Source organism: Streptomyces sp. sk2.1 (assembly GCF_008120935.1).
In the GTDB taxonomy this organism is placed as follows: domain Bacteria; phylum Actinomycetota; class Actinomycetes; order Streptomycetales; family Streptomycetaceae; genus Streptomyces.
In genome coordinates, this window is record NZ_RDBO01000005.1 from 44,099 (window position 1) to 61,211 (window position 17,113).

General features: G+C 72.8%; 18 protein-coding genes. 7 read left to right on the plus strand and 11 right to left on the minus strand.

Annotation, left to right across the window (positions count from 1 at the left end):
• Nucleotides 1–330: 330 nt before the first annotated feature.
• Entirely contained in the window at nt 331–1,035 is a 705-nt protein-coding gene (locus tag EAO76_RS00445; protein ID WP_222872126.1) for a hypothetical protein, read from the plus strand.
• A 70-nt stretch (nt 1,036–1,105) separates the two neighbouring features.
• Nucleotides 1,106–1,432: a hypothetical protein gene (locus EAO76_RS00450; protein WP_148832090.1), complete on the plus strand. Its 327-nt coding sequence runs from the start codon at nt 1,106–1,108 to the stop codon at nt 1,430–1,432.
• A gap of 161 nt (nt 1,433–1,593) precedes the next feature.
• Here EAO76_RS00450 and EAO76_RS00455 read toward each other — a convergent pair whose 3' ends face one another.
• From EAO76_RS00455 to EAO76_RS00480, 6 genes are all read right to left on the minus strand, one after another.
• Nucleotides 1,594–2,871 (minus strand): MFS transporter, encoded by a 1,278-nt coding sequence (locus EAO76_RS00455; RefSeq protein WP_148832093.1) that lies wholly within the window; start codon nt 2,869–2,871, stop codon nt 1,594–1,596.
• A gap of 81 nt (nt 2,872–2,952) precedes the next feature.
• Nucleotides 2,953–3,483, minus strand: coding sequence for a carboxymuconolactone decarboxylase family protein (locus EAO76_RS00460; RefSeq protein WP_148832095.1), 531 nt, complete (start codon nt 3,481–3,483; stop codon nt 2,953–2,955).
• Nucleotides 3,484–3,573: 90 nt separating this feature from the next.
• On the minus strand, nt 3,574–4,509 hold the full coding sequence (locus tag EAO76_RS00465; RefSeq protein ID WP_148832098.1) for a hypothetical protein: 936 nt from the start codon (nt 4,507–4,509) through the stop codon (nt 3,574–3,576).
• 295 nt (nt 4,510–4,804) lie between these two features.
• Nucleotides 4,805–5,137 (minus strand): hypothetical protein, encoded by a 333-nt coding sequence (locus tag EAO76_RS00470; protein ID WP_148832101.1) that lies wholly within the window; start codon nt 5,135–5,137, stop codon nt 4,805–4,807.
• Nucleotides 5,138–5,152: 15 nt separating this feature from the next.
• Nucleotides 5,153–5,773 (minus strand): hypothetical protein, encoded by a 621-nt coding sequence (locus tag EAO76_RS00475; protein ID WP_148832104.1) that lies wholly within the window; start codon nt 5,771–5,773, stop codon nt 5,153–5,155.
• Nucleotides 5,774–5,795: 22 nt separating this feature from the next.
• The gene (locus EAO76_RS00480) at nt 5,796–6,683 is read right to left on the minus strand and encodes an acyl-CoA thioester hydrolase/BAAT C-terminal domain-containing protein (protein ID WP_148832106.1); all 888 of its coding nucleotides are present in this window, start codon (nt 6,681–6,683) and stop codon (nt 5,796–5,798) included.
• Nucleotides 6,684–6,998: 315 nt separating this feature from the next.
• Between EAO76_RS00480 and EAO76_RS00485 the strand changes: the two genes are divergently transcribed.
• The 3 genes from EAO76_RS00485 to EAO76_RS00495 are packed head-to-tail and all read left to right on the plus strand — an operon-like array spanning nt 6,999 to nt 10,816.
• Nucleotides 6,999–8,318, plus strand: a complete 1,320-nt coding sequence (locus EAO76_RS00485; protein ID WP_222872124.1) for an alpha/beta hydrolase — start codon at nt 6,999–7,001, stop codon at nt 8,316–8,318.
• Nucleotides 8,319–8,330: 12 nt separating this feature from the next.
• On the plus strand, nt 8,331–9,362 hold the full coding sequence (locus EAO76_RS00490; protein WP_148832108.1) for an alpha/beta fold hydrolase: 1,032 nt from the start codon (nt 8,331–8,333) through the stop codon (nt 9,360–9,362).
• Nucleotides 9,359–10,816 carry a carboxylesterase/lipase family protein gene (locus tag EAO76_RS00495; protein WP_148832113.1) on the plus strand — a complete coding sequence of 486 codons (1,458 nt, stop codon included), beginning with the start codon at nt 9,359–9,361 and terminating at the stop codon, nt 10,814–10,816. Before EAO76_RS00490 ends, EAO76_RS00495 begins: the two co-directional genes overlap by 4 nt.
• A gap of 55 nt (nt 10,817–10,871) precedes the next feature.
• Here the strand turns inward: EAO76_RS00495 and EAO76_RS00500 are convergent, their stop codons facing one another.
• On the minus strand, nt 10,872–11,246 hold the full coding sequence (locus tag EAO76_RS00500; protein ID WP_148832116.1) for a MerR family transcriptional regulator: 375 nt from the start codon (nt 11,244–11,246) through the stop codon (nt 10,872–10,874).
• 26 nt (nt 11,247–11,272) lie between these two features.
• The gene (locus EAO76_RS00505) at nt 11,273–12,034 is read right to left on the minus strand and encodes an SDR family NAD(P)-dependent oxidoreductase (protein ID WP_148832119.1); all 762 of its coding nucleotides are present in this window, start codon (nt 12,032–12,034) and stop codon (nt 11,273–11,275) included.
• Nucleotides 12,035–12,256: 222 nt separating this feature from the next.
• On the opposite strand from EAO76_RS00505, the gene EAO76_RS00510 reads away from it, so the two are divergent.
• Complete coding sequence (locus tag EAO76_RS00510; RefSeq protein ID WP_262375193.1) at nt 12,257–12,799, plus strand: hypothetical protein; 543 nt, start codon at nt 12,257–12,259, stop codon at nt 12,797–12,799.
• Nucleotides 12,800–12,993: 194 nt separating this feature from the next.
• Here EAO76_RS00510 and EAO76_RS00515 read toward each other — a convergent pair whose 3' ends face one another.
• The 3 genes from EAO76_RS00515 to EAO76_RS00525 all read right to left on the minus strand — a co-directional run bounded on the left by EAO76_RS00515 (nt 12,994) and on the right by EAO76_RS00525 (nt 15,750).
• On the minus strand, nt 12,994–13,761 hold the full coding sequence (locus EAO76_RS00515) for an alpha/beta hydrolase (protein WP_148832121.1): 768 nt from the start codon (nt 13,759–13,761) through the stop codon (nt 12,994–12,996).
• A gap of 214 nt (nt 13,762–13,975) precedes the next feature.
• A complete protein-coding gene (locus EAO76_RS00520; RefSeq protein ID WP_148832124.1) occupies nt 13,976–14,629 on the minus strand; it encodes a response regulator transcription factor in 654 nt (217 codons plus the stop codon).
• Nucleotides 14,626–15,750, minus strand: coding sequence for a sensor histidine kinase (locus EAO76_RS00525; protein WP_148832127.1), 1,125 nt, complete (start codon nt 15,748–15,750; stop codon nt 14,626–14,628). The genes EAO76_RS00520 and EAO76_RS00525 overlap by 4 nt, the downstream gene beginning before the upstream one ends.
• A gap of 315 nt (nt 15,751–16,065) precedes the next feature.
• Between EAO76_RS00525 and EAO76_RS00530 the strand changes: the two genes are divergently transcribed.
• The coding region (locus EAO76_RS00530) for a multicopper oxidase family protein (protein WP_148832261.1) at nt 16,066–17,113 on the plus strand (1,048 nt) is incomplete at its 3' end.

Genomic DNA, 17,113 nt, shown 5'->3' on the forward strand with positions numbered 1-17,113 from the left:
ACCGGCGCGCCCGCCGGTCGGACGTCACCGCGTCCTTCGTACGTCGACAACAACACACGCACGGTGTGTCCCTCATTTCCGCAGGTTGCAGGCTCGGCGGACGATTCTGCGCCACCACCCGGGCCTTGCCGCAAGCCCCCCGGTGCGCTATAAGTTGAGAGTGGCGAGGAGACCGGTCTCCTCGTCTTTTCTTTTTGCCACCCGTTCCGGCCCCGTTCCGTCGCGGGCTCCGGCGCCCGTTCCCCGCCCGTTCCGTCGCTGCCGGTACTTCGTCGGCGGCGGCTCCCGTTCGCGGTCCGGGCCGTTCGTACACTTCGCCGGGTGATCGTGATGCAGCCCGTCCTGGAGAGCCGCTCCCCCGACGGCTTCGGCCTCTGGCCGGTCACCGGTACCGGGCCGTCCGGCTTCCTGCCCCTCAACGGCGGTCTCTCCCCCGCCGAGGTCGGGACGGCGGTGATGTGCGTCGCCGGCTGCAACGACATCGACCCCGACGGCGACCGTCCGCCCCGCCCGGCCGGCGCGCTCGACTCGTTCCTGCACGGGCTGCTGACCTTCGACACCCTCTTCGCGGCCGGCGGACTGCGTGTCGTCGACGACTCCACGGGCGTCGTCTTCCTCCCCGGCTGCTGCGACGGGCTGGAGGACCGGCGCGACTGGTACCGACTCGTCGACGGCGACGGCGCGGACGGCGTCCTGCTCGGGTTCGGCCACACTCCGGTGTCACCGGTCGCGGAGCGCATCGGCGACGTCGTCCGGCTCACGGTCGACTCCGAGCTGAGCGACAGCCCGGTGATCGAGTCGTCCGTCGCCGGGATCCGCCGCCTGCTCGCCGGTGTCGAGCGCGACCTGGCCGGCTTCCTCCTGCTGGCGGCCGACTGGGCCTCCGGGCATCTGCCCGGCCGCGCCGCTCCCGTCGTGGCCGCCCTCGCCCGCGTGCTCGACCTGCCCGCGCCGCCCGTACCGACGAGGCCGTGGCGGGCCCGGCGGGGTCGTCCTTCCGGGTACGTTCCGCAGTGCCGCGGTGGCCCGGAGTGAGGTCGCGGCGGGTGCCTGTCTGTAGGAGCCTGGGAAAGCACGCCTGTACTCGCAGACCAAGGAGAAATCCATGCGTACCCACAGGGCGTTCACAGCTCTCGGCTCGGCTCTCGTCGTCGGCGTTCTGACACTCGCTCCGGCACTCGCCTCGCAGGCCTCGGCCGCCCCCAGACCCACGCAGGCGGTGGCCGCGCACGACGCCGTCACCGATTCCTACCGGGACGGCTACCGTCAGGGCTTCCGCAACGGATTCGCCGACGCGCGGGACGACTGCCTCCGCAGTTCCAGTTCCGGGCAGCAGTTCCTGCAGAGGCAGAGTCAGGACAACCGTTGGGCCCGGGGTTACGCCGACGGCTACGGTGACGGCTACGACCGGGCCTTCGACCGGTTCTGCTGACATCCCCACCGGTTCCTGACCCGGGGGACGGAAGCCCCTCCGGGACACGAAGGCCGTGGCCGCCACCCGCGTGGAGCGGGTGGCGGCCACGGCCTTCTCGTGTCCGGGGCGACGGCACGTGCCGTGCGCGGCGCGGGCGCCGGAGCGCCGCACCCGGCGCCTCACGCGGCCTTGGACAGGGTGGACCGGTCCTTGCCGGGCATGTGCCGGACGAGCGTCGCGGGGCCGGTCGCGACGGCTCCCCGTCCGTCGTGGCGCGGCCACAGGAGGAGGGCGCCGATCGCGCCCGCACCGGCGAGGACCGCGAGGACGGACCAGGCGAGGGTGAAGCCGGCGCTCGTGCCGAGCCACCCCGCGACGGGGTAGGTGATCAGCCAGGCCAGGTGCGACAGCGAGAACTGGGCCGCGAACGCCTCGGGGATCTCGTTCCGTCCGACGGAGGCGCGCAGGACCTTGCCGGTCGGGGTGATGATCAGTGCCATGCCGATGCCGATCACGGTCCAGATGATCGCCGTACCGGTCCAGGTGGCGAGGTCGGCCGCGATGAGCGTCACCGCGGCGGTCGTGCCGCCGACGAGGACGCCGGCACCGGTCGTCATGATGGTGCGGGCGGCGACCCGGTCGAGGACGCGGGGCAGCACGAGGGCGGCCAGGAGGGTTCCGGTGCCGGAGGCCGCGAGCATCCAGGCGACGTCCGACTGGGAGCCGCCGAGCTCGTCACGGATGTAGTTGACGGTGTTGACGACGACGATCGATCCCGCCGCCGCGACCACGAGGTTGAGCGCCATGATGCCGCGCAGCCGCGGCGTCCTGAGGAAGGTCCTGATCCCCGCGGCCGCCTTGTCCCACGCCTTGGTGTGGGCGCTCGGGCGGGCGTCCGGGATGCGCGTCGCCAGGACGAGCAGGGCGGAGGCGATGAATCCGGCGGAGGTGCCCAGGAACAGCCAGTTGAAGCTCATGAACGCCAGGGCGACGGCTGCCAGCACCGGGCTGAGCAGGCTCTCCATGGTGGAGGCGACCTGGGAGGCGGACAGGGCCCGCGTGTAGTCGGACTCGTCGGTGACGATGTCGGGGATGACGGCCTGGAACGTCGGGGTGAACGCCGCGGAGGCGGACTGGAGCAGGCCGATCAGGACGTAGATGTGCCAGACCTCGGTGACCAGCGGCAGTGCCAGGACCACCGCGCCCCGGATCACGTCGAGGAGGACCAGGAGGGTTCTTCGGGGGAGCCGGTCGACGTACGCGGCGGCCAGCGGGGCTATGACCACGTACATGACCATCTTGATGGTCAGGGCGGTGCCGAGCACCATGCCGGCGTTCGGGCCGGCGAGGTCGTAGGCGAGCAGACCGAGGGCCACTGTGGTCAGCCCGGTACCGAACAGGGCGATGACCTGGGCGCCGAACAGGTGGCGGTAGTCGCGGATGGCGAACAGACGCATGGCGGGTTCCTTCCGTTTCCATGCGGCGGGGCACGGCCCCGGGGTGGGGACCGTGTCCCGCGGATACAGGCGGGGGTGTCTTCACTCACCGGTGTCGCTCCCCGGTGTGAGACCGGCGAGCAGGTTGAAGGCGCCGGTGAGGACGTTCAGTGCGACGACGCCGACGACATCGGCTATCGCACGGTCGCTGTAGCCGTGCTCGCGCAGGGCGTCGACCTGTTCGTCGGTGATGGACGTCGGTTCGCGGTGGACCTGGAGGGCGAGGGCGATGATCGCCGCGATCGCGGGATCCGCCGAGGTGCCCGTGCGGGCCCGCTCGATCTCCTCCTCGTCCACTCCCATGGCGCGGGCGGCACCGACGTGCGCGTCGAGACACAGCCCGCATCCCTGTAGCGCCTGGACGGCGATCGAGATCCGTTCGCTGATCCGACGGTCGAGTTTGGCTCGTCCCATGGCCCGGCTGAGCTGGAGGTATCCGCCCAGTACGGCCGGCGAGTGCGCCATCGTGGAGACCATGTCACCGACTTGGCCATGGCGGGAGACCAGGTCGGCGAGGAGGTCGCGCGAGGCTCCGACCGCCGTGTCGGGCGTGAGTCGGGTCAGGCGTGGCATGACGCTCCTTCCGATGTGGGATGGGTGCCGGGACGGGTGTCCCTCGGCCGTGCCGGCTGCCGCGGTGGCCGATCAGTGGTGTCCATGCGGTCAGTGGTGCGCATGGTGGCCGTGGTGCGCGTGGCCGTGGTGGCTTCCGTGCTCGGGGGCGGCCTGGGGAGCCGGGTCCGGGCGGTGGGCGGCCGTGGCGGTCCGTACCGTGAACTCGGCCGTCCGTACGACGCCTTCGTGCTGGAAGTCCAGGTACAGGCGGTAGGTGCCGGCCGAGGGCGCGACGGCCATGAAGGCGATCTCGGGTCCGGGCGCGGTCACGCCGTCACCGGGTTCGCCCTCCGGGTGGACGTGGAGGTAGCCCAGGTCACCGACCCGCAGTGCCACCAGGTGCCCGTACGCGGCCAGGTAGGGCTGCAGGTCGGTGACGGGGTGGTTGTTCCGGCTGACGGTGAGGGTCAGTTCGCTCGCCTCGCCGGGCAGCAGCTCGCCGTCGAGCGCGACGGTGTACTCGCCGATCTGCGCGACCCCGGTGGCCTCGGGGAGCGGCCTCGGGTCGTACGCCCCGGCGACGGCGACGTCGATCCCCAGCGTCATGGTCCCGTCGTGGCCGGCCGGGTGGATGTCGGTGAAGAACCTCCAGTCACCCGGTTCCAGGGTCAGCTCGACGCTCCAGGTGCCCTTCCCGTCCCGCACCGGGTGCACGTGCTGGAACCCGGAGGTGTCGCGCCGGACGGCGATGAAGTGCAGTTCCTTCTCGTGCTCGGGTACGAACTCGGTGACCGCCCGCCCGTCGGGGCCCATCACCCGGAAGCCGAGCCGCTGCTCGCCGGCGGTGAGGATCGTCGAGTCGAATTCGAGGGTGTAGCCGTTCTCGGAGACCGACAGCCCACCGGGCCGGCCTCCGCCGTGAGCCCCGTGGTTGCCGTGACCGCCATGAGCACTGTGGTCGCCGTGGCCGTGGTGGCCGCCGTGGCCCTGGTGGTTGCTGTGGTCGGCGTGGTTGGCCTGGTCGTGAGCGGTGTGGTTCCTCATGACATCTCCATGGGTGTGGTGCGTCTTTGGGCGTTGCCCCTTCAGGACGACGATCATAACCATATACCCCCTGGGGGTATTCCGGAATGCCTTGAGGGCCTCAATCCCACGAGGGGGTTGCTGATCGTTCCGGCCCGGGCCCGGACCGGGACCTCGACGCCCGGCCGGGTTCGCGCCGGACCGCCCGGCCGGGCACCACTTCACCGGCCGGGCACCGCTCAACGGCCGGGACGCCGTCCATCGGCCGGGACGCCGCCCCTCCGCTGCGCGGTCAGGACCTCACCGGCTCAGGTCCTCACCGGCGGGGCGGGGGCTGGGCGAACGGCTCGTCGTTCCAGCGGAACCACGCCCGGTCGCCCTCGATGTGGAGCAGGAACTCGGCAACGAGCCCGCCCGGCGCGGCCAGGCGCAGGTTGTCGTGGATCTCGGCGACGACCGTCTCCCACTCGTCCCACTCCTCCGCTTCCATCAGCGCGAGCTCACGGTCGAACAGGGGCTTCCACGCGGCGAACGCCGGGGCTGCCGCGAAACGGCCGGACAGCCAGGGGAAGTCGCCCTCCTCGACCACGATCTCCCCGACCGGCCCGTCCTGCCCCAGCAGCCGCCAGACCTCGCCCGGTCCCGACACGCCACCCGCCTCCCTTCAGTTGTCGAACCAGACCACGAGCCGGACATTGTCGTCCCCGTGCTGCGAGGCGAGCGCCTCCATGACCGTCCAGACCGGCTCCCATTCCCCGCCGTCCTCGACGGCCTCGCGGCGGCTCATCCGCTCGGACCGGTAGACGATGTCGCCGATGTGCCACTCGCTGCCCTCGGGCCAGGTCCGCGCCTTCCCCATCTCCTGTTCGGGGAGGCCGACGGCTTCCGCGAACTGCCGGGACCACATGGACTTGCCCACGTACTCCAGCCCGTCGGCCGTCCGCCGGTACTGATGGAGTCGGCTGTCGGTGTCCTCCGCCGGCTCGGTCCAGTCGGTCGCCCTCAGCTCGGCCCAGGTGATCCAGGTGATGCCGAAGACCTGGTCCGACCACCGGTCCAGCTCCGCCCGGACCCTGTCCGACGCGTCCGGCGGCCGCCCGCGCTCCTCGGCCAGCGGGCGGAAGCCGGCGTAATTGCGGATCCCGAAGAGACAGCCGAACGCGTCGTAGTTCCGGGTGATGTTGAGGAGGAAGAGGTCGATGGCGGCATGCCAGACCGACTCCTCACCGTCCTCATGGAGCCGCCACGCCCGGCACTCGACGAAACCATTGATGTCCGTTCCCATGCCAGAAATTCTCCGGCCGCCGTCAACCGGATTCCCGGGACGACCTTGTCGATGAGCCCTTGCCGCCGAGCGCGTCGAGGATGTGGGGCCAGGCGGCCCGGCCCAGGAGGGCGTCGGCCTCGGGGGTGCCCCCGTACTCGAAGCGCGGGGACGCCGCTGCCGGGCCCTCGCCGGGAAGGCGCGGGCGGTGGCCGGCGGCGGCGTGGGTGATCAGGCGCACGGCCGCCCCTGCGGAGCGCCGCCGCCGGGCCAGCCGTTCGGCGCAGGGGAGCGACGGCCACATCGCGTCGTCCCCGCCCGCGACCAGGACCAGTTCGGCCGGGGCCGTCCGCACCGGGATCTCCGCGGCCGGGAGCGAGCGGGCGAAGGTCCGTTCGCTCAGTTCGTACCAACCGCGGATGGCGACGGGGCCGCCGTCCGGCTCCGGGGAGGTCCAGGAGTCGTCCATCGGGACGAAGGGCAGCGGCTTCCCCCGCCAGGTCCAGGACGAGCGGTACGGGTGGTGCGCCCCGTCGTGGCCGGGGCCGACGTTGCACCAGGCCCACGAAGTGGGCGACAGCGCGACGGCCACGTCCACGCGCGGGTCGCACACCGCCGTGAGCAGGGCGGCCTCGGCGCCCTTGGAGGTGCCGAGGATTCCGACGCGTCGCGCCCCGCACAGCCGGAGGAGGTCGACGGCGGCGGTGAAGGTCTCCAGGGGGACCTCGCAGATTCCCGGGGGCTGCCCGGGCCCGCCGAACCAGCGGATCGCCAGGGCCGTGAAGCCCTGCCGGGCGAGGAGGCGCGCCCGCTCGCGTTCGACGCGCCCGCTGGACCCGGCCAGGACCAGAACGCCGACGTCGCCGGCGCGGGCGGGAGTGAACAGAACGCCTTCCCAGGGATCGGTCAGCTCCCGCTCGGTGACGTCCATCCGCTCCCCCTCCGCCGTCGTGACCCACGGGAATCCCCGCCCGGACGAAGGCGCCCCCGTCATGACGCCCCGTCCGCCACCATCGTCCCCCAGGTGACACCTCGCACGCCGCCTCCGCGGAGCCTCGCCCCGTCCCGTCGCTCGGCGCGGGGAGGGCGCGGCACCGGTTGTGAAGTCGCCGACCATGTACGCCCTTTCCTTTGTGTGGTGCGCCCACATGCCCCACCGCCCGTCCGTCCGCCTAGCGTGTGCACACCCGGTGCCGSSCGGCACCGGACGACGCGCCGCGGGCGCACGAACAGGAGGGGCCGGGGCATGGCCGACAGACGGAGTCCGGGGCACCGGTGGCGGCTGCGCGCCGCCCGGGTCATGGCAGTGGCGGGGGTCGTCGCGGCGGCCGTGGTGGCACCGCACACCACCGCGAGCGGCGCGACGACGGCCGCCTCCGCCACGCCGCCCCCGTACCTCACCCGCGAGGCGGGTTACGGGGCCGGCACCGTCACCAACGGCTGGGAGAGCGTCGAGCGTTACCGCGACACGACCACGGGGTTCCGTACCGAGGGCTACCCCTCGGACGGCCGCGGCGACCAGGACGGCAAGCGCGTCACGTACTTCGGCGGCGTGACCCGCCCCTCCTCGGACCGGTTCCTGCTCTACTCGGCCCCCGGCTGGAACACCGGCAGCCGCACCACGCCCGTCCTCCTCGTGCACGGCGCGAACGACACCGCGGACCGGGCCTGGGCCAACCCCGGCGAGTCGGGCGGCTACGGCTGCGGCGCCCTCGCCTGCCCGTCCACCGGGCTGATGCAGTACCTCTCCGCGCGCGGTCACCGGGTCTTCGCCGTCGGCTTCGCGCACAAGCAGGGCGACAACCTCATGCAGGCGCAGGTCGTCGGTGACGCGATCGCCGTCATCAAGGCGAAGCTGGGCGTCGACGAGGTGGACCTGGTCGGCTGGAGCAAGGGCGAGATGTCGACCCGCGCGTACGTGTCGTCCGTGAAGCCGGGCTGGGGACGGGCCTACGCCGGGGACGTACGCCGGCTGATCACCCTCGGCGGTCCGAACGGCGGCTACGACTACCCCTACGCCCACGGCTGGGCCCACGACTTCTCCGTCTGGCCGGAGTGCGGCGGCAAGATCAACGCCCCCTCCCCGCACTCCCACATGACCTGCTACGGGCAGTACACGGCCCGCCCGGAGTTCTCCATGACGCCCTCCGGCGGGTACGACAACTACCCCGGGCAGCGCCAGATGCTGGCCCGCTGGGACGGGAAGTACGGAGTCGACGGCGCCGCCCAGGACTGGTACACGACGTACTACGGCGGTCAGGGCTTCTACACCGCCGGCAGCGGCATCCAGGCCGCCATCGACGCCGGTTCGCTGATCGAACCGCTGCACGACGCCGGGGTGCCCGCCTCGGTCACGGCGTACCTGCTGGCCGGCGGATCACCGGACGTGCTCGGCATCTTCAACGAGAACCGCGGGCCCAGCGACGGTGTCGTCTTCATCGACAGCGCGCTCGACACCACGGGCATCCCCACCGTCGGCGGCAGGGAGACCGTCCTCGGCGCCAACCACCTCGAACTGGGGTGGAACTCCTCGGCCGTCGCCCAGGTCGCCGCCTGGCTGTCCTGAAGGACCCCGCACATGAACACACTCCGCACCCGCCGGGTCGCCACCGACCGGCTGACCCAGCAGATCACCGAAGCACGGGACGACGACGAGGGCGAGGCCGTCGTCTTCGTCCACGGCAACGTCTCCTCCTCCGCGTTCTGGCACACCGTCCTGAGCGGACTGCCGGACCGCTACCGCCCCATCGCCGTCGACCTGCGCGGCTTCGGCGGCACCGACCCGCTGCCCGTCGACGCCACCCGGGGCCTGCGGGACTACACCGACGACCTCGCCGCGCTGCTGACGGCCCTCCGGATCGACCGGGCGCACCTGGTCGGCTGGTCCATGGGCGGCGGCGTGGTCATGCAGTACCTGCGCGACCACCCGGACCGGGTCCGTTCCCTGACCCTGGTCAACCCGGTCTCCCCCTACGGCTTCGGCGGTACGCGCGGAGCGGACGGAACCCTCAACTCCGCGGACGGGGCCGGATCGGGCGGCGGGACGGCCAACCCCGAGTTCGTGCGGCTGCTGGCCCAGGGCGACCGCGGCGAGGAGTCCGCGCTCTCGCCGCGCGCCGTCCTGGCCTCCTGCTACGTCAAACCGCCGCTGCGCCCCGAGCACGAGGACGCGTACGTCGAGTCCATGCTCACCACCCGCACCGGGGACGCCCACTACCCGGGCGACAGCAGGGCGTCCGCCGACTGGCCCGGGATCGCACCCGGCACCCGCGGCGTGCTCAACTGCCTCGCCCCGACCCACTTCCGCATCGACGACCTGCACCTGATCGACCCCAAGCCGCCGGTGCTGTGGATACGGGGCGAGGACGACGTCATCGTCTCGGACACCTCGATGTTCGACCTGGCGCACCTGGGCGCGGTCGGCGCCGTGCCGGGGTGGGACGGCACACCGGCACAGCCGATGGTGGCGCAGACACGTCACGCCCTGGACCGTTACGCCGACTCGGGCGGCACGGTGCGGGAGGTCGCGGTGGCCGACGCCGGGCACGCGGTCCATCTCGAACGCCCCGGGGAGTTCCGCGAGGCGCTGCTGGAGGTGCTGTCGGCATGACGGTGTGCGACACCCGGCAGGGGGCGGTCCGCGGCCGCACCTCCCCCGACGGGGTGACGTCCTTCCTCGGCATCCCGTACGCCGCGCCGCCCTTCGGCGCGCGGCGGTTCCGGGAGCCCTTCCCGCCCGAGCCCCGGACGGGTGTGCGCGACGCCACGGCCCACGGCCCGACGGTGCCGCACGCTCCCTACGCCCCGCCCTTCGACGTCCTCATCCCGGACGACGGCATCGAGGGGGAGGACTGCCTGAACCTCAACGTCTGGACCCCGGCCCCGGAGCCGGGCGCCGGCCTGCCCGTGATGGTGTGGCTGCACGGAGGGGCGTTCACCAACGGCTCGGGGTCGACGTCCGCGTACGACGGGAGCGCCTTCGCCCGCGACGGAGTCGTCTGCGTCACGCTCAACTACCGCCTGGGGGCGGACGGTTTCCTGCGCCTTCCCGGCCGCCCCGACAACCGGGGGCTGCTCGACCAGATCGCCGCCCTCCGCTGGATCCGGGACAACATCGCCTCCTTCGGCGGCGACCCGGACCGGGTGACGGTCTTCGGCGAGTCGGCGGGCGCCATGAGCATCGGCATGCTCCTGACCACCGGAGCGGCCCGGGGCCTGTTCCGGAGGGCGATCCTGCAGAGCGGGGCCTGCCACCATTTCCTGCGCCCGTCGTCGGCCGCGCTGGTGGCGGCCCGTCTGGCGGAGAAACTGGGCATCGAGCGGACGCCGGAGGCCCTCGCGGCCGTCCCGCTGCCGGAACTCCTCCCGGCCCAGGTGGAGTTGCGCGCCGAGGTGAGCGCCGACCCCGATCCGGCCCGCTGGGGCGAGGCGGTGCTCAACCTGATGCCCTTCGAACCGGTACGGCCCGCCCTCGCGCTGCCCGGCCCCGACTGCGGCGTCGACCTCCTGATCGGCAGCAACGCGGAGGAGTACCGCCTCTTCCTGGCCCCGACCGGGCTCCTCCCCGCCGTGCCCGAGTCCGCGCTCCTCGCCGCGACCGCGGCCTACGGCCTCGATCCGGCCGCGGCCCTCCCCGTCTACCGGGCCGCCCGCCCCGACGCGTCGCCGGGCGAACTGCTCGCCGCGGTGGCGACCGACTGGTTCTACCGCATCCCCGCCATCAGGCTCGCCGAGTCCGTGCCGAACTCGTACCTGTACGAGTTCGGCTGGCGCTCCCCCCAGTTCGGCGGGGCCCTCGGCGCCTGCCACGCCCTGGAACTGCCCTTCGTCTTCGACCGCCTCGACGACCCGGCCTACGCGCCGCTGCTCGGCGCCCACCCGCCCCGGGCCCTCGCGGACGCCATGCACCGGGCGTGGGTCTCCTTCGCGAGGACGGGAGACCCCGGTTGGGAGGCGTACGACACCACGACCCGTACCACGATGGCCTTCACCGCCCCGCTCGCGTCCGCCCCGGTCGCCGACCCGCGCGCGCAGGAACGGCTCCTGTGGGAGGGCGTGCGCTGAACGGGGCCTTCGAAGAGGCTTCTTGGGCGGGGCCGGTGGGCCCCGCCCGGTTCCTCTATCGGGTCCTTTCCCGGGTCTTCTCCCGGGTCTTCTCCCGGAGTGCGGCTGCCAGCCGGTCGCGGGCCTCGGTCTGGGCGGCGATCCGTTCGTCGATGACCGCCAGCCGTTGCGACGCGATGCGCAGGCCCTCGTCCGACGGCGGTGCGGCGGCCACGTCGCCGTCCAGGCAGGACGAAAAGGCCCGCACGTCGTCGAGGGTGAGTCCGGCGGTCAGCAGGTGACGGATGTTGCGGACACGCACCACCGCCCGTTCGTCGTAGACGCGGTAGCCGTTGTGGGCCCGCTCGGAGGAGATCAGCCCGGCCTGTTCGTAGTGCCGCAGGGCACGGGGCGTCGTCCCGGTCGCCCCGGCCAGTTCACCGATCCTCACCCGCTTCACCTCCGGCGCCACTCCTATCACGCCACGACCGCCCCGCCGTCGACGGGGAGTACGACTCCGGTGACGAACGACGCGTCGGACGAGGCGAGTCGGGTGATGGCCCAGGCCACCTCCTCGGGCCGGCCGATGCGGTCCAGCGGGGTGTGGTCGAGCTGCCAGCGGCGCACCGCGGTCTTCTGTTGCGGCGTCAGGCCCTGGTGGTCGCCGATCGGGGTGTCGATCGCCCCGGGGGCGACCGCGACCACCCGGATGCCGCGGGGCGCCAGCTCGACCGCCCAGCTGCGGGTCAGCAGCTCCAGCGCGGCCTTGGTCGACGCGTAGACCGAGTTGCCGGGCCAGGCCCGCTGCCCCACCGATGTGCTCACGTTGACGATCACCCCGTCGGCCGCCTCCAGGAGGGGCAGCGCCGCCTGGGAGAGCAGGACGGGAGCGACCAGGTTGGTGGCGATCTGCGGGGCGATCGTCTCCGGCGTGAGGGTGCCGAGCGCTCCGCCGCGCACGATGCCGGCGTTGTTGACCAGCACGTCCAGTCGGCCGTGCAGTTCCCGTGCGGTGCGGATGATCCGCCCGGGCTCCCCCTCGGCGGTGATGTCGGCGGTCAGCGGGGTGATCCGCTCGTGACCGGCGGCGGTCCCGTCGAGCGGTTCGGCCCGGCGGCCGACCGCGATCACGTGGGCCCCCTCGGCGGCGAAGGCTTGGGCGGTGGCCCGGCCGATCCCGGTGCCGGCCCCGGTGACGACGACGACCCTGCCGGGCCGCGGTGTGGTGTCGGTGTCCATGCCGTGATCGTCCGACCCTGCCGCCAGTGGCAGGGTCAAGCGCCGACGGGCCGGAGTCCCGGGGTCCGTTTCGGCAGGAGTCCCGGGGTCCGTTTCGTCGGCCGGTGCGCCGGACGCGGTGCCGGGAGCCGCGGCGGCCCGGGAACCGTTCTCCCGGATCCTGCGTGACCTCTTGACGTGTTGTCGGCCGGTGAAGGGGACGGAATGAAAGCGCGGACGTTGATGAGCGCGGCGGTAATGGTCGGTGTGACGCTGGTGGCGTCCGCCTGCGGTCCGGAGAAATCGGGGGACGAGGCGGGGGCGAAGCCGGAGAAGTCCTCGCAGCCGTCCGCGTCCGCGCGCGCCGAGGAGCCGTCGGCCGAACCGTCCCCGTCCGCCCCGGCCGAGAAGCCGCCGACCGGCGACCAATCCGTGCCCCGGACGAAGGAGGGCGCGATCCAGCGGTACGAGCAGTACCTCCGCGCCGTGGGCCGCGAGGACATCGACACGGTCTGCGAGGTGGCCGGGCCCGCCGCGAAGCAGGCGGAGGACCAGGGGTTCGGCCCGTGCACGTCGACGTTCCTCGTGACGTTCCGGATGATCTCGCCCACGCAGAAGAAGGCCCTGCGGACCGCGACGGTCGACCCGCAGCGCGTCACCATGGTCACGCCCGACAAGTTCGAGATGCCGGCCGACTCGGTCAAGGCCTCGGTCACCTTCTCCGACGGCGAGATCGGCAGCAGCACCCTGGAGTACCTCAAGGACAACTGGTACATCACCGACTGAGCCGCGCCGGACGGGCCCGGAACTCCGTCGTGCGCCTTCCGGACCGAACGGCCCGGAAGGCGCACCGGCCGTCCACCGGCCGGGTGCCGCCCGTCGAGGGGGCCGGGGCCCGTCCTCGGCGGGCGGCGTTCCGGCCGGGGCCCGTCCTCGGCGGGGCGCCGCCTACTGTCCGCGGCCGGCCCGGCGGCCCGGTCTCACTTCAGGTGCCGGGTGAGGAACTGGGCCGCGGCGTCCCCCGCGAACCGGGGGACGCCGGTGTGCCCGCCCATATTGGCGTGCAGTGTCTTCTCCTCCGAGCCGAAGGCGTCGAACAGGTCCAGGGCCGCCTGCCGGTCGTTCCCCTCGTCGTCCCACTGGAGCAGGACGTGCAGCGGAATGGTGACCTGCCGGGCCTCCTCGAACAGGGCGCGGGGCACGAAACTCCCGGCGAACAGGATGGCGGCCGAGATGCGCGGCTCGACCACCGCCAGCCGGGTACCGATGGCGATCACTCCCCCCGAGTACCCGACCGGGCCGCCGATCCCGGGCAGTGCGAGGAGGGCGTCCAGGGTGGTCCGCCATTCCGGGACCGCCTGTTCGACCAGCGGGAGGATGAGCCGGTCCACGATCTCGTCGCCGACCGGCTCACCGGCCGCCAGCACCCGGCGCAGGTCGGCGCGGGCCTGCTCGGCGACGGCGGAACGGGGCCGGTCGCCGCTGCCGGGCAGTTCGATGGTGGCCGAGGCGAAGCCCTCCGCCGCGGAGTGCCGGGCCCGGTCCACCAGCCGGGGATACATCCTGCCCAGCCCGCCGGGGTGTCCGAGCAGGATCAGCGGCACCGACGCGGGCGCGGATGCGGATGCGGGCTCGGACGCAGGCGGGGATACGGATGCGGGCGTCCACAGGATGCCGGGGATCTCGTCGAGGGTGAATTCGCGTTCGAGGACGCCGTCGTCGAGGCATCGCTCGGAAGTGAACCGCATGGTCGTGAATTGCACAGTCGTGCCTTTCGGGAGTGCTCCGGAACGGCGCTCCCGGGCGACGACCTATCGCCCGACCGTGGCCCCTGAGGGGAGCACCCATGTCGATTCGTTCACGGGTACCACCTCCTCGGTCTCTCGCACGGCCTCCGGCAGGCTAGCAGAGCAGCGGGGACCGGCGCTCCCGCAATTCGGTGCGGTGATGCGATCGGTGCGGTCAGTGCGGCCTGATCAGGCCGTTCTGGTAGGCGAGAGCGACCAGATGGGCGCGGTCGCGGGCGCCGAGCTTGGCCAGCGCACGGCTGACATGGGTCTTGGTCGTGGCCGGGCTGATGACGAGTTCGCGCGTGATCTCCTCATTGCTCAGGCCCTGGGCGACGAGCGCCACGACCTCGCGTTCGCGAGTGGTGAGCTGGGCGAAGACGTCGCCGTCGACCGCGGCGGCGGGCTTCGTCATCCGGGCGATGAGACGCCGGGTCAGACCGGGGGACAGCAGTTCCTCGCCGCCCGCGACGACCCGCACGCCGTGCAGGAGCTGGGCCGGGTCGGTGTTCTTGAGCAGGAATCCGCTCGCGCCCGCGGTCAGCCCCTCGATGGCGTAGTGGTCCTCGTCGAAGGTGGTGAGGATGAGGATGCGCACGGTGGCGAGCGCCGGGTCCGCGACGATCCGCCGGATGCCCTCGATGCCGTCCACACCGGGCATCTGGACGTCCATCAGCACGACGTCCGGGTGTGTGGTGCGGGCGAGTTCGGCCGCGCTCGCGCCGTCGCCCGCCTCGCCGACCACCGTCATGTCGGGCTCGCTGTCGACCAGTACCCGGAACCCGCCCCGCACGAGGGCCTGGTCGTCGGCGATGAGTACCTTGATCATGTGGTGTCCCTCCGGATCGGCAGCTCGCACCGCACCTCGAATCCCTCGTCCGCCGTCCGGGCCGCGGTGAGCGTGCCGCCCAGTTTCTCCGCCCGCGCCCGCATGCCCTCGATGCCGTTGCCGCCGACGGTCGTGGACATGTCGCCGGGGCTTCCGTCGTCGCGCACGGCGATGCGCAGTCGCTCGCCGTAGGTCAGCTCGATCCGTACCCGGGTGGCGCCGTGCGCGTGCCGGCGCACGTTGGTCAGCGACTCCTGGACGATCCGGTACGCGGCGAGATCCACCGCGACCGGGACGGTCCGGTTCTCGCCGGCGCGCGTCAGCTCGACCCGCACCCCCGGGATGTCGAGCAGTCCGTCGAGCTTGGCCAGGCCGCCGGTGGCGGTGCACAGGTTCTCCGAACGCATCGCGCCGAGCACCACGTGCACCTCGGCGAGTCCCTCGTCGCTGATCCGTTTGATGGTGTTCAGCGCCTCGGCGGCCTGCTCCGGCCGGCGCCGCATCACATGGACGGCGACCCCGGCCTGCACGCTGATCGCCGCCATCGTGTGGCCGAAGACGTCGTGCAGTTCACGGGCGATCTCCAGGCGTTCCTCGGCCGCCTGCCGACGGGCCTGGTCGGAGCGGGCCTCGGCGAGCCGTTCCGCCCAGTCGCGCGCGCCCCTGGCGAACGCCCGGTGGGAGTGCACGGCCGCGCCGAGCGCGGTGGCTGCGGCCACCAGGGGAACGGCGTTGAACACCTGGTCGGTGAACCAGTCGCCGCTCAGTACGAACCGGACGGTCAGGAGCGTGCACAGGGCGGTCAGCACCCCGCCCGCCACTCCCGCCCTCCAGCCCCGGCGGGCCGCGAGCGCGTAGCAGCCGATCAGCGGGGCGGTGGTGATGAGCCTGCCCTGGTAGCCGAAGTGGAACCAGGCGAAGGTGGCCGCGTCGGCCACCGCGAGGCATCCGACCGGGAAGCGCCTCCGCAGGGCGGTCGCGGCGCCCGCCACGACGGCGAGGACGACGGCTCCCGGSCCCATGGGGCCGGACGGGCCGGGCGGGCCCAGTTCCAGCAGGCCCCCGACGAGGACGACGAGCACCAGCCCGGCCCCCAGCGCGGCATCACCCGCTCGTGACACGTTCCCACCCCTCCGTCCCCGTACCGCCGCCGGGGCGCGCGTCCCCCCGCGCCGCGAACATCCTGTCACTGTTCGGGGCGCGGCCCCAGGTCACCAACGTGTGGGCGCCGAAGGGCGGTTGATCCTTCGGGGCCGCGGGGAGGAGTCGTCGGTCCATGGGGGGCAGTCTGTCGGAGGGGCCGCCGTCGCCGCGTCGGCCGGGTGGCGGCACCGTCCCCGTACCGCCCGGGGATGACACTGCCGCCCCGGGTGTACGCCGTGGTTGCCGTTCCGGGCCGACGACTTCGCCCCGTGCCTCCCGGAGGATTCCGGGTCATGAGACGACGCAGCTTCCTGGCCCTGACCGGACTCGCGGGACTGGCGCTGACCGGATGCGGCGGCGCGGAGGGGAACGAGGGCACCCTCTCGTTCCGCAATCCGTTGCGCATCCCGCCGCTCCTCGACCCCCGGCCCGGCCCCGACGGGGTGCGGCGCTTCTCGCTGCGTCTGCAGGAGGGGCGCAGCGAGCTGCTGCCCGGCAGGCGGGCCAGGACCTGGGGCGTCAACGGCGCCCATCTCGGCCCCACGCTCCGTGCCCGGCGCGGCGACCACGTCGCGATGTCCGTGACAAACACGCTGGGCGAGGCCAGCACCCTGCACTGGCACGGCATGCGGCTGCCCGCGGTGATGGACGGCGGCCCGCACCAGATGGTGGAACCGGGCGCCACCTGGTCCCCGGAGTGGACCGTCGACCAGCCCGCCGCCACCACCTGGTACCACCCCCACCCGCACGGCAGGACCGCCGTCCACGTCTACCGGGGGCTCGCCGGGATGTTCCTCCTCGACGACGAAACCGACGGTACCGGCGACGCCGACGGCACCGGACTGCCCCGTGCGTACGGGAAGGACGACGTCCCCCTGATCATCCAGGACCGGAAGTTCACCGAGGACGGCGAGCTGGACGAGGACTTCGGCGGCACGTTCGGGCCGCTCGGCGACGACGTCCTGATCAACGGCACCTACGACCCGTTCTTCCGGGTGACGACGAGCCGGGTGCGGTTCCGGCTGCTCAACGGCTCCAACGCGCACGTCTTCACCGTCGGTTTCGCGGACGAGCGGGAGTTCCACGTCGTGGCGGGCGACGCCGGACTGCTCTCCCGGCCGGTCGCGGTGCGCCGGCTCCGGATCAGCCCCGGAGAGCGTTTCGAGATCGTCGCCTCCTTCGAGGCCGGTGAGGACGTCCTGCTCAAGGGGTTCCCGGGCGGGGACGAGATCGAGGACGGCAGTTACGACCTGCTGAAGCTGACGGCCGCCCCGCGGCTCGCCCCCTCCGCCCCGCTGCCCGCCCGGCTCGCGGCCCGCCGGGGCTGGAGGGCGGGAGTGG